The 14769-nt window shown below is 62.5% G+C and carries 13 protein-coding genes and 4 tRNA genes; 16 read left to right on the forward strand and 1 reads right to left on the reverse strand.

The annotated features are described in order from the left end of the window. Positions 1-24: 24 nt before the first annotated feature. The 7 genes from dnaJ (at position 25) to zapE (ending at position 6769) form a co-directional block, all read left to right on the forward strand. The gene (gene dnaJ, locus BANT918_RS00805; protein WP_101618542.1) at positions 25-1140 is read left to right on the forward strand and encodes a molecular chaperone DnaJ; all 1116 of its coding nucleotides are present in this window, start codon (positions 25-27) and stop codon (positions 1138-1140) included. Next, entirely contained in the window at positions 1137-1937 is an 801-nt protein-coding gene (locus BANT918_RS00810) for a 16S rRNA (uracil(1498)-N(3))-methyltransferase (RefSeq protein ID WP_101618543.1), read from the forward strand. Before dnaJ ends, BANT918_RS00810 begins: the two co-directional genes overlap by 4 nt. A 31-nt stretch (positions 1938-1968) precedes the next feature. Then, on the forward strand, positions 1969-3018 hold the full coding sequence (locus tag BANT918_RS00815) for a PhoH family protein (RefSeq protein WP_418904338.1): 1050 nt from the start codon (positions 1969-1971) through the stop codon (positions 3016-3018). Further along, on the forward strand, positions 3015-3503 hold the full coding sequence (gene ybeY, locus BANT918_RS00820) for an rRNA maturation RNase YbeY (RefSeq protein WP_101618545.1): 489 nt from the start codon (positions 3015-3017) through the stop codon (positions 3501-3503). The genes BANT918_RS00815 and ybeY overlap by 4 nt, the downstream gene beginning before the upstream one ends. Positions 3504-3506: 3 nt before the next feature. Beyond that, on the forward strand, positions 3507-4760 hold the full coding sequence (locus BANT918_RS00825; protein WP_101618546.1) for a hemolysin family protein: 1254 nt from the start codon (positions 3507-3509) through the stop codon (positions 4758-4760). Position 4761: 1 nt separating this feature from the next. Beyond that, complete coding sequence (era, locus tag BANT918_RS00830) at positions 4762-5697, forward strand: GTPase Era (RefSeq protein ID WP_101618547.1); 936 nt, start codon at positions 4762-4764, stop codon at positions 5695-5697. Between the two features lie 61 nt (positions 5698-5758). After that, positions 5759-6769 carry a cell division protein ZapE gene (zapE, locus tag BANT918_RS00835; RefSeq protein ID WP_101618548.1) on the forward strand — a complete coding sequence of 337 codons (1011 nt, stop codon included), beginning with the start codon at positions 5759-5761 and terminating at the stop codon, positions 6767-6769. A 46-nt stretch (positions 6770-6815) separates the two neighbouring features. Here the strand turns inward: zapE and BANT918_RS00840 are convergent, their stop codons facing one another. After that, the gene (locus BANT918_RS00840; protein WP_233429197.1) at positions 6816-7292 is read right to left on the reverse strand and encodes a PGPGW domain-containing protein; all 477 of its coding nucleotides are present in this window, start codon (positions 7290-7292) and stop codon (positions 6816-6818) included. Positions 7293-7428: 136 nt separating this feature from the next. On the opposite strand from BANT918_RS00840, the gene BANT918_RS00845 reads away from it, so the two are divergent. From BANT918_RS00845 to BANT918_RS00885, 9 genes are all read left to right on the forward strand, one after another. Further along, positions 7429-7501 (forward strand) — tRNA-Gly (locus BANT918_RS00845). 26 nt (positions 7502-7527) lie between these two features. Next, positions 7528-7598: transfer RNA gene (locus BANT918_RS00850), tRNA-Cys, on the forward strand. A gap of 34 nt (positions 7599-7632) precedes the next feature. Next, positions 7633-7704: transfer RNA gene (locus tag BANT918_RS00855), tRNA-Val, on the forward strand. A gap of 36 nt (positions 7705-7740) precedes the next feature. Next, a tRNA-Val gene (locus BANT918_RS00860) sits at positions 7741-7812 on the forward strand. A gap of 187 nt (positions 7813-7999) precedes the next feature. Continuing rightward, on the forward strand, positions 8000-9214 hold the full coding sequence (locus BANT918_RS00865; RefSeq protein ID WP_233430304.1) for a DUF4190 domain-containing protein: 1215 nt from the start codon (positions 8000-8002) through the stop codon (positions 9212-9214). Positions 9215-9399: 185 nt separating this feature from the next. Next, complete coding sequence (gene thrS, locus BANT918_RS00870; RefSeq protein ID WP_101618550.1) at positions 9400-11406, forward strand: threonine--tRNA ligase; 2007 nt, start codon at positions 9400-9402, stop codon at positions 11404-11406. Continuing rightward, the gene (locus tag BANT918_RS00875) at positions 11403-12002 is read left to right on the forward strand and encodes an HIT family protein (RefSeq protein ID WP_101618551.1); all 600 of its coding nucleotides are present in this window, start codon (positions 11403-11405) and stop codon (positions 12000-12002) included. Before thrS ends, BANT918_RS00875 begins: the two co-directional genes overlap by 4 nt. Then, complete coding sequence (locus BANT918_RS00880) at positions 11999-14014, forward strand: alpha/beta hydrolase family protein (RefSeq protein WP_101618552.1); 2016 nt, start codon at positions 11999-12001, stop codon at positions 14012-14014. The genes BANT918_RS00875 and BANT918_RS00880 overlap by 4 nt, the downstream gene beginning before the upstream one ends. A gap of 224 nt (positions 14015-14238) precedes the next feature. Further along, complete coding sequence (locus tag BANT918_RS00885; protein ID WP_233429199.1) at positions 14239-14718, forward strand: NUDIX hydrolase; 480 nt, start codon at positions 14239-14241, stop codon at positions 14716-14718. The last annotated feature ends 51 nt before the right edge of the window (positions 14719-14769 follow it).

Raw genomic sequence — 14769 nt, forward strand, 5'->3', positions numbered from 1 at the left:
ACCACCAGGGAGAGAGAAGTTTCTGTGGCCGATCACTATGAAGCACTCGGAGTGTCCAAGGACGCTTCAGCGGCTGAAATCAAATCGTCGTACCGAAAGCTGGCCCGGAAGTATCACCCCGATGTGAACCCCGGACATGAGGACGAATTCAAGGCCATTTCCCTTGCCTACGACGTCCTCTCCGATTCGGACAAGCGCCGGAACTACGACATGGGCGGCGGCGAGAACGGACAAGGCGTCCCTGCCGGTGGCGGCTTCGGCGGCTTCGGCGACATCTTCGAGACCTTCTTCGGTGGGGGAGCCGGCTCGGCCGGTGGCCCGATGCCGCGCACACAGCGCGGCAAAGACGCACTCGTAGGAGTCAACATCGATCTCGAGACCGCAGCGTTCGGTGGCAACATCGACCTCGATGTCACCACCGCCGTCGTCTGCGACACCTGTTCCGGTGCCGGAACTCAGCAGGGCACATCGGTTGAGACATGTTCCCTGTGCCATGGTGCCGGCAGCGTCCAGCGCATGACCCGGACACTGCTGGGCCAGATGGTGACGAACCAGACGTGCAACTCCTGCCATGGCTTCGGCACCGTCATTCCCAGCCCCTGCCTCAACTGCCAGGGTGACGGTCGCGTCCGCAAACAGCGGACCATGAAGATCCGCATCCCCGCCGGAGTCTCCGATGGAACGCGCATCCAGCTCTCATCGCAGGGCGAAGTGGGCCCCGGCGGCGGTCCTGCCGGCGACCTCTTCGTCGAGGTCATGGTTGCCCGCCACGAAGTCTTCCAGCGCGACGGTGACAACCTGCGCGCCTCCGTCTCCGTGCCGATGACCGCAGCTGCCCTGGGTGCTTCGATACCCTTCGACACCTTCGATGGCTCGCAGGAACTTTCGATCGAAGCCGGCATCCAGTCGGGCACCGTCGTCAAGCTTCCCGGACTCGGTGCCACCCGCCTGCGTTCGGAGACCCGCGGCGACCTCCTCATCACGGTCGACGTGATGACACCGGACAAACTTGACGATGAGCAGAAGGACCTGCTGTCCCAGTTGGCGACGCTGCGTGAGGAGGAGACCCCACGCGCTCAGATCACCACCCAGAACCGTGGCATGTTCTCCCGCATGCGTGAGAGATTCGCCGGTCGGTGAGTCTTCCCGTCTTCTTCTCGACCCAGGTCGCCGAGGCAGCCGTCGGTCACGTGCTCACTTTCGGTGAGGACGTGGCCGGGCATGCGGTCCGAGTCCGCAGGCTCGGACCCGGGGACGAGCTCGAAGTCGTCGACGGATCCGGCACCCGCGTGCGCGGAACGGTCTCGAGCGCCTCGGCGAACGAACTGGGACTTCACATCGCATCGGTGACACACACCGACCAGGACCAGCCGCGGTTGGTCCTCGTGCAGGCCCTGGCCAAGAGCGATCGCGATCTCCAGGCGATCGAAGCCGCCACAGAGATCGGAGTCGACGAGGTGATCCCCTGGGCCGCTGAGCGCTCGATCGCCGATTGGCCGGCGAAGAAGCGCGAGAAGCTCGCAGCCAAGTGGGACAACGTCCTGCGCGCGGCATCCCTGCAGGCCAGGCGCTCCCGCTTCCCCCTGCGCCACGACCTGGTCCGCGGCACCGGCCTCACATCGGCTCTGGCTGAGACCGACACCGTCTACGTCCTCCATGAAGCCGCCGAGCTGAAACTGTCGCAAGCCCTGAGCACCGATAGTCCTGCGAACTCCTCGACCGCCGAAGAATCCTCGGCGGGTGAAGAATCCTCGACGCCTGCCTCTGGCCGCATCGTCTTGGTCGTTGGTCCCGAAGGCGGTGTCAGCGACGCAGAGCTGGACGCACTTGCAGACGTCGGCGCGAAAGCTGTGCTCCTGGGGCCCACGGTCCTGCGTTCGTCCTCCGCCGGAGCGGCCGGACTCGTCATGGCTCAGAATTCATTGGGCCGTTGGTGACGAAGCGGACTACGATGGAAGCACACAATTGCTGTACCCCCGCAAGCCCGAACAGTCACTAAGGATCATTCTGGACACCTCCACTCAGCCCACGAACTCTGTGAACGCCACACCTGCCGAAGAAGCATCATCGGACACAGTGCGTCTCGTGATTCCTGACTCCATCGATCTGGTCGAGTTCTTCGGGCCGGGAGAGTCGAACCTGCGCAAACTCGAGCGAGTCTTCCCTGACCTCGATCTGCATGTGCGCGCCAACCAGGTGCAGGCCAACGGGGACCCGACTCGCGTCGCAGCATTCGTCTCCGTCATCGGGGAGCTCAAGAAGCTGCACGCCTCCGGCCATCGCATCAACGAGGAGACGATCGATCGGGTGGCGTCGTTCTCCTCGGAGGGGAAGGCCGCCTCTGCGGTGATGGGAACGAACATCCTGTCGACCCGCGGAAAGTCAATCCGTCCCAAGACGATGGGCCAGCACGATTACGTCAAGGCGATCCGCAACCACACGATCACCTTCGGCATCGGTCCCGCGGGTACGGGTAAGACCTACCTGGCGATGGCCATGGCCATCAACGCTCTGCAGCATAAAGAAGTCTCACGCATCATTCTCACCCGTCCCGCAGTCGAGGCGGGGGAGAGCCTGGGCTACCTGCCCGGAACTCTGGGTGAGAAGATCGACCCGTATGTCAGGCCCCTCTACGATGCCCTGCATGACATGGTCGATCCCGAGTCGATCCCGCTGCTCATCGAAACGGGAACCATCGAGGTCGCACCGCTGGCGTATATGCGCGGACGGACCCTCAACGACGCGTTCATCGTTCTCGATGAAGCGCAGAATACGACCGGTGAGCAGATGAAGATGTTCCTCACCCGTCTGGGCTTCGGTGCGCGGATGGTCGTCACCGGGGATGTTTCCCAGATCGACCTGCCGGGCAAGACCCGCAGCGGTCTCAACGTCGTGCAGGACATCCTGACCGGAATCGAAGACCTGGAGTTCTGCCACCTGGGCAGTAAGGACGTCGTCCGCCACTCACTGGTGACGAAGATCGTCGACGCCTACGACCTGTGGGGAAGCAGCGAATGAATACCGAGATCTCAAACGAGACAGACGAGACGATCGACCTCGACGAGGTCGTAGCTCTGACCGAATACCTGGGTCAGGCTCTGCACATGCATACCGGCGCGGAGCTCGCAGTGACGATGGTCGATGCGACGGCGATGGAGGAGCTCCACCTCACGTGGATGGACCTCGATGGTCCGACAGATGTGATGTCATTCCCGATGGATCAGCTCACACAGGGCCAGGCCGGAGTTCCTACCGAGGGCCAGATGGGCGACATCATCATCTGCCCCGAGGTGGCCGCCGCCCAGGCCTCGTCCTCGGGACATTCGACCATGGACGAGGTGCTCCTGCTGACTGTTCACGGGTTCTTGCACCTGCTCGGCTACGATCACGGCGAGCCTGAAGAGAAGGAAGAGATGTTCGCCCTGCAGCGGCATCTGCTGCTGACCTTCTTCGCCGCCCGCTACGACGGTCGCACCGACATCCCTTCGCCCACCGAGGTCTGAGCCGTGCTCTGGCTGTTCCTCGGTGCCGCACTGTGTCTCGTGGTCTCGGCGACGCTGGCCGCGGTCGATGCTGCTCTGCTCAGCGTGTCCCATCAGGCGATCCAGGATGCGAAGGACGAGGGCAAGAAGTCTGCGTTCAGGGCTGAGAAGATCCTCATCGATCTGCCCACCAACATCAACGTCATCATCTTCGTCCGAAACTTCATGGAGGCACTGGCCACGGTCTTCATTGCTCTGGCCTATGACTCGATCTATTCGGTCGGGCCGCTCATGGTCGTGCTCACCGTGCTCACCGCCTCGATCGCGGTCTTCGTCGTCGCCGGTGTGTCCCCGCGGACCATCGGCCGACGCCGTTCTCTGGCCGTGTGCCTCAATCTCAGCTGGGTCGTGGGCGCGGCACTCGTCGTGCTCAAACCGCTGACGAAGATCCTCGTCCTTCTCGGCAACCTGCTCACGCCGGACCGCGTCTACAAGGACGGGCCCTTCGTGACCTCCGATCAGCTGCGCGACCTCGTAGAGAGAGCCAGCGAGTCCGATGTCATCGAAGACGGCGAACGCGAAATGATCCAATCCGTCTTCAACCTCTCTGACACTTCGGCCAATGAAGTCATGGTCCCGCGCACCGACCTCGTGACAGTTAACTCCGGCACACCACTGTCGAAGGTGATGAACCTCTTCCTCCGCTCGGGATTCTCTCGGATCCCCGTCAGTGGAGAGGACCTCGACGACATTCGCGGGGTTGCCTATCTCAAGGACGTCGCCAGACGACTCCACCTCCACCCGGAGGACGCGGAGCGACCGGTCGACATCCTGGCACGGGGAGTTCTCTTCGTCCCCGATACCAAACCCGTCGATGATCTGCTGGAGCAGATGCAGGTCGATTCGACGCATCTGGCGATTCTCGTCGACGAATACGGCGGCACCGCCGGACTCGTTACGATCGAGGACATCGTGGAAGAGATCGTCGGCGAGATCGAAGACGAGTACGACACCAGTGATGACGAACTCGTCGCGGTCGACGACGGCTCATTCGTCATCAGCACCCGCATGTCGATCTCCGACTTTGCCGACTACTTCGATGTGAAGATCGACGAGGACGACGTCAACAGCGTCGGCGGCCTTCTCACGAAACTCATCGGCCGCGTTCCCATCGATGGCTCGAACGCAGCGATCGAAGGGCTCAACATCGAAGCGATGGAGGGCCAGGGCCGTCGCCACCGCATCACCCACGTCAGGGTCACGAAGGAAGAGAACTGAAATGGAATTTCGCACGGACTACCCCGAGAACTACCGAGCGGGCTTCGCCTGCTTCGTGGGCCGACCGAACACCGGAAAATCAACGCTGACGAACGCTCTGGTGGGGGAGAAGGTGGCGATCACCTCGGCGAAGCCGCAGACCACCCGGCACACGATCCGCGGCATCATCCACCAGGAAGATCATCAGCTGATCCTCGTCGACACCCCGGGACTCCACAAGCCTCGGACTCTGCTGGGCAGTCGTCTCAACGATCTTGTGGCCTCGACGCTGAGTGAGGTCGATGTCATCGGCTTCTGCCTGCCCGCTGACGAACCCATCGGGCCCGGTGACCGGTACATCGCTTCCCAGCTCGAACTCCTCGACGGGCGCACCCCGATCGTGGCCCTGGTGACGAAGACCGACAAAGTCTCACAGGAGAAGGTCGCCGAAGCTCTGCTGGCCGTGGGTGCACTCGCCGACTTCACCGACGTGGTCCCGGTCTCCGCCGTCGACGGGTTTCAGATCGACACGGTCGATTCCGTGCTGACCGGCCACCTGCCGGTCTCACCACCTCTCTACCCTGAAGGCGAGCTGACGGATGAGCCAGAAGAGATGATGATCGCCGAGCTCGTCCGCGAGGCCGCGCTCGAAGGTGTCCGCGACGAGCTTCCGCACTCCCTGGCCGCCCAGGTCGAGGAGATGTACCCCCGTGAGGGACGCAGCGAGAACAACCCGCTGTGGAACGTCCACGTCAACCTCTACGTGGAGCGCTCCAGCCAGAAGGCGATCATCATCGGCAAGGGCGGCAGCCGACTCAAAGCGATCGGAAGCGAATCGAGGCGCGGCATCGAAGCGCTGCTCGGGACCAAGGTGTACCTCGACCTGCATGTGAAGATCGCCAAGGACTGGCAGCGCGACCCGAAACAGCTGGGACGCCTGGGCTTCGACTTCAGCTGAGAGGACTCTCACGTCAGCGGCAGTTGATTGACGACGCGTAACCTGCAATAGACTAGGCCGAGTGAATGCCGAGCAGACTCTGGTCGCACTGAGCGACCGTTCCCCCCAAGTTGCACCCGAGGATCTCATTGCGGGCCTCGTCCCGCCGCCGCAGTTCCACGACGTGTCCTTTGCCAGCTACCGCACCGATGACTCGGAGCCCTCGCAGGCCCAGGCACGCAACAAACTTGAGGAGTTCGTGGCGTCGTCAACGTCGAAGGGCTTCCTGGACAAGCTGTTCTCGAAGGGAAAGGACGGCCCCAAAGGCGTCTACCTCGACGGCGGCTATGGTGTGGGCAAGACCCACCTTCTGGCCGCGGCGTGGCATGCCAATGAGAAGCCTGCGACCTTCGGCACCTTCGTCGAATACACGAACCTCGTCGGCGCGCTCGGATTCATCCGTGCCCGTGACGATCTCTCACAGATGAAACTCGTCTGCGTCGATGAGTTCGAACTCGACGATCCCGGTGACACGGTGCTGATGTCACGACTCATGCGCGAACTCACCGACGCCGGCGTGAAGATCATCGCCACCTCCAACACTCTGCCCGGGTCGTTGGGGGAGGGCCGCTTTGCCGCACAGGACTTCCTCCGTGAGATCCAGGCACTTGCCGACCAATTCGACATCTATCGCATCGAGGGCAAGGACTACCGTCATCGTGGGTTGAGCGAGCCGGCCGAACCCGTCCCGGCTGAGAACCTCGATGCCGTGACCGCCGAACTGGCCGGCACAGTCGCCCGCGACGACTTCCCGACACTTCTGAGTCATCTCTCGACCGTCCATCCCTCTCGGTACGGTCGCATGGTCGACGGTCTGGACGCAGCCGTGTGGGAAGACGTGAAGACGATCGACAACGAGGGCGTGGCGCTGCGCTTCGTCGCACTCGTCGACAGGCTCTACGATCGCAACGTGACGATCATCAACTCGGGACAGGCGCTGAACCAGGTCTTCACCGAAGAGTCACTGGCCGGGGGCTACCGGAAGAAGTACATGCGCAGCCTCTCACGCCTGACGGCACTCTCCTCGCAGTAGTAGGCGCTCTTGGCGACAGCCGGCGCTCTGCGCCGTCGCCTCGGCGCTATTGCAGCTCGAGGTATTTGAGGACCTCGAGCTCGGGAACCCAGTCGGGGAGCCCGATGATCCTGAAAGCGGTCCAGACGACGAGAGCGACGAACGCTGCTGTGACCGCACCGACCGTCCAGCGCACCCACAGCGGCCGCGCCATGATCCAGTGCGTCCACCTCTCGACGTGGACTCGGACGAAGCGCAGAATCCTCTGCGCCCAGTGGAACTCGCTGGAGATGACGAACAGTCCGATGATGACGATGAGCCATCCCGGGCCAGGCAACGGCACGAGCAGCAACCCGATCAGCACGATGAGTGTGCCCACCGCACCGACGACGATTCGATAGAGCCGTGCCGCGTGCGGGTTGGCCATGACGTTTCCGCGCCAGCGCAGGAAGCTCAGACGCGTTTTGCGCCAGGGGCGCACACCTTGCTTGTGATGGCGCGACAGCCACCCTTTGGGGCGCTTGTCCTGGGGATCGTCGTTCACACTTCCAATATAAGTCGAAGAGCCTGAAAGCTCGATTCGCGTGTGTGACCACGATCACTCGAATCTGATTTTGCATGGACCCCCACCTGCGTATAGAGTTGTATCTCGTTGCCAGGGAAACCGGGCAGTGAGAAATGCGGATGTGGCTCAGCTGGTAGAGCATCACCTTGCCAAGGTGAGGGTCGCGGGTTCGAATCCCGTCATCCGCTCGAAGGCGTCATGGCACTGCCTTGATGGTGGCGTGGCCGAGAGGCGAGGCAGCGGCCTGCAAAGCCGTATACACGGGTTCGAATCCCGTCGCCACCTCGGATTCGTCCAACGGTTCGCTGTTGGTGAGTCGGCGCGATTGGCGCAGCGGTAGCGCGCTTCCTTCACACGGAAGAGGTCACTGGTTCGATCCCAGTATCGCGCACAGGGACCTAGTGTTCCGGTGCAACAACTGAATAAGGCGCGATTGGCGCAGCGGTAGCGCGCTTCCCTGACACGGAAGAGGTCACTGGTTCGATCCCAGTATCGCGCACAGAAGAAGCCCCCGAGTGACTCACTCGGGGGCTTCGTGCATTCATCGTCCGTTCCTTCTCGCCGTGACGTGCTTGGCTCGATGTGTCGGTCGTGTGTCAGGACTGCCACGTGGGTGCCATGGGGAAAGCAACATATTAACTAGTACGCTAGTGAGGGTAACCATCGACGAAGACTTCGGAGCACTCATGTCTACTCCTCAGAACCCGTATGAACCGAATAACGGTTCTGGAAATCAGAACCCCAACGGTCCGGGCCCCGACAACCAGCCGCCCAACGCGCCAGGTTTTTCGGGCGATCAGAACAGCGCGCCGCAGTACGGTTCGCAGAGCAACGGGCAGCAGCCGCCTCAGTACGGCTCACAGAACGATCCGAATCAGCAGCCTCAGTACGGTTCGCAGCCTCAGTACGGTCAGCCGAACGATCCGGGTGCTCCAGGCTACGACCAGAATCAGGGCGGCTACGGCCAGGGTTATGACCCCAACGCGCAGGGCTACGACGCGAACCAGTACGGCCAGCAGCCTGCCTATGTCGGTGCCGACGGTTCTTCGGACCAGTTCATCCCAGCCAACCCCAATGCGAGCTATGGATCGTATTCGGCTGGTTCGGGTGGCAACAAGTCGAAGAACATCTGGGGGATTCTCGCGCTGGTCGGCGGCATCGCCGGCATCGTCCTGTCCATTTTCTTCGGGATCGGATTCCTCTTCGGCGTCGCCGGTGTGATCTTCGCCTTCGTCGGTCTCTCCGCGATCAAGAAGGGGCTGGCCAACAACAAGGGCATGACGATCACCGGCATGATCCTCAGCTTCATCGCCATCCTGTTCTCGATCATCTCGGTCATCGTCACCTTCATCTTCGGCGGCCTGTTCATCTCTGCGATCGACGAGGCTGCCAACGAGGCATCCTCATCCGCGTCACCGATCCAGAACCAGTCCGAGCCTGCACAGGACCCCAGCCAGGGCGCAGATCCCTCTGACGGCGGCGAAGAAGCCGCTCCTCCTCCTGTCGAAGAAGGGGGAGTCGAGATCGGCACCGATCTGACCGCGGCTGTCCGTGTGCAACCGGGTACCGCGTCCGACACTGCGGCTGGTGCGGAGGACTCCAACGGTCAGATCGCTGTTGTGACGGTGACTGTGGAGAACAATTCCAGCTCGGACGTCGATCTGAGCACCGCTCAGATGTCTGCAAACGATGGCGCCGGCAAGGAATACGACGACGTCTTCCAAGGCACTGAGTACAAAGCCAGTCTCGTCTTCGACACAATGGTTCCAGCCGGCAGCAAGAAGTCTTTCCAGCTCGCCTACGGTGTTCCTTCGGCTGACCTCGACAAAGTGCACCTCAAACTCTCCCTGGGACAAGACCTGGGTAAGGGCGAGGACTTCGAATTCAGCAAGGCCGCGTGATGTGAGTTGGGACGAAGCTCCGATCCCGACTGACATCGGCGCGAACCGCGCAGACATCGAAAATTACATATGATTCATCAGTTGGGTGGCGGTCTCACGACTGCCACCCAACTGATTTCGCACCGCCGATTTGGTATTAGACTCGAGTGGCGAGACACCCCAACACAGACGAATGGAGAAGATCAGTGGCAGACAGCATTGACTGCGCGGGAGAGACCATTCCTTGGAAACAGGGACTGACCGGCACGGAGATCTTCTCCACGGACCGCACGGTCGTTGCAATGTGGCTCGACGGGCAGCCTGTCGACCTCAGCCGCGAACTCGCTGCTGGCGACCAGATCGCTCCGATCACGATCGATTCTTCGGCAGGACTCGACATCCTGCGCCACTCGGCCGCTCACGTCACTGCGCAGGCTGTCCAGGACCTGTTCCCCGACGCGAAGCTCGGCATCGGTCCCTACATCACAGACGGCTACTACTTCGACTTCGATGTCGCCCAGCCCTTCACCCCTGAGGATCTCAAAGCGATCCAGAAGAAGGCCGCCCAGATCGTCAAGTCCGGTCAGACCTTCAACCGTGTCGTCGTCTCCGAGGACGAGGCGAAGGCACGGATGGCGAATGAGCCCTACAAACTCGAACTCATCACCGACAAGGGTGCAGGCTCCGACGATTCAGCCTCCGTCGAGGTCGGTGCCGGTGAACTCACCGTCTACGAGAACCTCGACCGTAAGGGCGAAATCGTGTGGCAGGACCTCTGCCGTGGGCCGCACCTGCCCACCACCAAACTCATCGGCAACGGATTCGCCGTCACCCGCTCCTCGGCGGCTTACTGGCGCGGAGACCAGGCCAACGCGAGCCTCCAGCGCGTCTACGGCACGGCCTGGGCCTCGAAAGAGGATCTCAAGGCTCACCAGGATCGCCTCGCCGAGGCTGAACGCCGTGACCACCGCAAGATCGGTGCCGAACTCGACCTGTTCTCATTCCCCGAGGAACTCGGCTCCGGCCTGCCCGTCTTCCACCCCAAGGGCGGTGTGATCAAGCGCGAGATGGAGGACTACGTCCGCGCCCGCCACATCGAAGAGGGCTTCGAGTACGTCGGCACCCCGCACATCTCGAAGGAGACCCTCTACTACACCTCCGGGCACCTGCCGTACTACGGCGAGAACATGTTCCCGCCGATCTCAGTTGACGAGGTCCGCGACGAATCCGGTGAGATCGTCAAGGAGGGCACCCCATACCGCCTCAAGGCGATGAACTGTCCGATGCACAATCTCATCTTCCGCTCCCGTGGTCGCTCGTATCGTGAACTTCCCCTGCGTCTCTTCGAGTTCGGCACCGTCTACCGCGATGAGGCCTCTGGCGTCGTCCACGGTCTCACACGTGTGCGCGCACTGACTCAGGACGATTCGCACTCCTATGTGGCTCAGGAGGACGCCGCGCAGGAGATCCGCCACCTGCTCGAATTCGTCCTCAGCCTGCTGCGTGATTTCGGACTCGACGACTTCTACCTCGAACTCTCGACTCGCGACGAGGACGGAAAGAAGAAGGACAAATTCATCGGTTCGGATGAGCAGTGGGCAGAAGCCACGCAGGTCCTCGAAGAGGTCGCGTTGGAGACCGGACTCGAACTGGTTCCCGATCCCGGCGGAGCCGCGTTCTACGGGCCTAAGGTCTCGGTCCAGGCACGCGATGCGATCGGCCGGACCTGGCAGATGTCGACCGTGCAGCTCGACTTCAACCAGCCGGAGCGCTTCGGCCTGGAATATCAGGCCGCCGATGGAACCCGCAAGCAACCGGTGATGATCCACTCGGCGAAGTTCGGGTCCATCGAACGGTTCATGGGTGTGCTCATCGAACACTATGCGGGCGCGTTCCCCGTCTGGCTGGCACCGGTCCAGGTCACCTGCATCCCCGTGGCCGAAGAATTCAACGACTACCTCGCCGAGGTCGCCGCACAGCTCAAGGCCGCAGGCGTTCGCGTCGAGATCGACGACAGCGACGATCGGTTCCCGAAGAAGATTCGCAACGCCTCGAAGTCGAAGGTGCCCTTCGTGCTCATCGCCGGTGGGGAGGACCGCGACGCCAATGCCGTGTCGTTCCGTTTCCGCAACGGTGAGCAGGACAACGGTGTGTCCGTCGCCGAGGCGGTCACCCGGATCCTCTCTTCCATCGAAACCAAGGCCCAGGTATGACAGAGGACCCACACAACCACCTCGGGCAGGGCAACCCCGATCACGGTGAAGGCATGCCCGAACCCGAGGCGGCGGCGGGCTTTCCGGGGGAGGCTGATGGCTTCCAGCGACTGTGGACCCCGCATCGGATGGTCTACATCGGAGGACAGGACAAACCCAAGGACTCCGGAGTCTCCGACTGCCCGTTCTGCACGGCGCCGACGAAGTCCGACGAGCAGGGTCTGATCGTGGCTCGCGGTGACGAAGTGTACGCGGTGCTCAACCTGTACCCGTACAACCCGGGCCACCTGCTGATCTGCCCCTACCGTCATGTCGCGGACTACACGGACCTGAGCCAGTCGGAGACCGCGGAACTCGCCCGCTTCTCGCAGAAGGCGATGACTGTGATCCGCGCCGTGTCGTCCCCGGACGGCTTCAATCTGGGAATGAACCAAGGACCCGTGGCAGGTGCCGGAATCGCCGCGCACCTCCATCAGCACATCGTGCCCAGATGGGGCGGGGATTCGAACTTCCTGCCCGTCGTGGCACAGACCAAAGCTCTGCCGCAGGTGCATGCCGACGTGCAGACGGCGCTGTCAAAGGAATGGAACAGATGAATCCCGAAGATCTCGACTCTCTCGCCGAGTACTCGTCCCCACTGCTGCGCGGCAGCGAAGCCGTCATCACAATCACCCGCCCCGATCTGGAGTCGAACAGCTACCTCTCGCAGCTGTTCGCGTTGTCGGGGGAGTCCTCGAGACGGCTGACCCACAATTGGCGGGACTTCGCCCCCGAAGTCTGCAGCAATTGGTCCGGATATCTGAGTGCGGCCAAGAAGGAAGCCGGGCAGCTGTACGTCGGCTCCAGCCTTGAAACGGCTCATCGGATCACTGACAACCACCTCGGCGTCTCCGAATTCGCACTCGATGATCAAGGCGCACGCGCGCTCTATGTCGCCCGGGTGGCTGAGCCGGGACGCTACGGTCAGGACGACGATATTCCCGCCGGTGAGGAAGCGCCACGGCGAATCACCTCGGCGGCCTACCTGAGCAATGGGCTCGGCTACACGAACGACCGTCCAGCGCGGGCCTTCCTCGTTGACCTCGTCGAACCGGGCCTGGGAAAGTCCGGCATCGCCGGCGGTGCCGAAGTCCCGTTGTCTACGCTCCTGCAGACCCCGGAGACCGATGTCCACGACCCACAGTTCTCACTCAGTGGCACCAGAGTCAGTGTGGTTTCCTCATCGGCACCCGATGACGGCGAGCCTGACCTGCGCTCAACCGTATGGCTGCTGAGCGGAGACAGCCCTGAAGCGCTGACGCTGCCGCGGATGAGCGTGAACCTGCACCGATGGATCGACGATGAGACTGTGCTGCTCGTCGGCAACGAACTGACCCGAGACGAACTCGACTTCGTCGGGCAGATGCCCGGACTCTTCGTCCACGATCTGACTTCGGGCTCGACACGGCGCCTGACCGACCCGGAGACCGTCTCTGTCGCATCGATCCGGCCCCAGATCGTCGGCCACGGCCACGGCACCGCCGAAGACGCGTCTGTCATCGCTGTCGTGGATACGGACGGAGCCTCACGGATCATGTCGATCGATCTGGCGGCCGAGAATCGAACGCTGGGCGAACTGGACTTCCTCACGGACGACACCGCAGTGGTCAACGGCTTCGACGTTGACGGAGACAGCCTCGTCTGGACAGGGGAGACGCCCACGAACCCTGCTGTTCTCAACCGTGTGCGACTCGCAGACGTCGGGAAGACAGCAACGGACGACGGTGGCGCAGTCAGGGCACATCCTGCGCCCGCGAATTCCGTCGTCCCCCAGCTCCTTCGGGTTGACGGTGAGGGCGGTTCGATCACCGGGTGGCTGGCGAAGCCAAGCGGCCAGGGACCGTTTCCCGTCATTCTCAACATCCACGGTGGACCGTTCGCGCAGTACACCCATGGGTGGTTCGATGAAACCCAGGTGCTCACTTCGGCCGGCTATGCCGTGGTGTATGCGAACCCGCGCGGCTCCGGTGGACGCACCCGTGCGTGGGGGACAGCGGTGCAGGGGAACATGGCAGCCCCGGCGATGGCCGACGTCCTCGCCGTCCTCGACCACGCGCTGGCCAGCGATGCAGAACTCGACTCCAGCCGCCTCGGCGTCCAGGGCGGATCCTACGGCGGCTATCTCACGGCGATGATCACCGCCGCCGACCATCGTTTCGAGGCAGCCATCGTCGAACGCGGCTATCTTGACCCCGACAGCTTCGTGGGCACCTCCGATATCGGACGGTTCTTCACTGAGGAATACACCTCCCGTGACCAGCAGGCCATTGCCCGGCAGTCGCCGTTGGCGCACGCCTCGCAGGTGCGCACGCCCAGCCTGGTGATGCATTCAGAACTCGACTTCCGCTGTCCGCTCGAACAGGCACAGCAGTACTATGCCGCACTGCAGCGAGCCGGCGTGGACACCGAGCTGCTCATCTTCCCGGGGGAGAACCACGAGCTGTCGCGCTCGGGTCAGCCTCGGCACCGTCGGCAGCGCTTCGAAGCGATGCTCGACTGGTGGGACCAACATCTGGGCGGAGACGTCGATGGCAATGTTGACGACCAGACCACCTCGGCGATCCGCTGAACCGATGACCAGACCCACCGCCGCCGAGGCGATCACCCGACCCGTGCCGCACCCGGCCAGAACACGTCCCAAGTCGGTGATTTCTCACATTGAACGCCACCAGCTTGGCCGACTGGGCACTTCCCGATATCGTTCTGTCGGTGACGATTGCGGTCTTGCTGGCTGCTTGCCGCTTCACTACTCTGCCCAGACTGCGTCCGTCCACCGTCAACTCCTGGAGAACCATGAAACCTCGTAAGGCCTCACGGGTCGTATTACTCAATGAGCGCGACGAGGTTCTCCTGATTCGAGCTCAGGATCTGCTCACGCCCACCCATCAGTGGTGGATGACCTGCGGCGGCGGCTCCGAACTGGGAGAATCCGCCGCTCAGACCGCGGCCCGCGAACTCGCCGAGGAGACCGGGCTCGAATGCGAACCGGGCGAGCTCATCGGACCGTTGGCGACCCGCGACGAAGTCTTCGAATTCACGGAGAAGACACTGCATCAGCAAGAGACATACTTCGCATTCCGCACAACCGAGGACATCGAACTCGAGGACGCTGTCTGGACAGACATCGAGAAACGTAGTCTGCTCGAATTCCGGTGGTGGTCCCGCGAAGAGCTGATGACCACGACGGAGACGATCTACCCGAAGAATCTTCTCAACCTCATGGATCTCGTCACGGCAGGCGCTGTGCCCGACGTTCCCCTCGTCATCGACTGAGGAATCGTGCCGCATGAGCTGGGAGCTGCGTGGTGAGGCGCACCGCACATA

Source organism: Brevibacterium antiquum CNRZ 918 (assembly GCF_900169145.1).
Lineage (GTDB): Bacteria > Actinomycetota > Actinomycetes > Actinomycetales > Brevibacteriaceae > Brevibacterium > Brevibacterium koreense.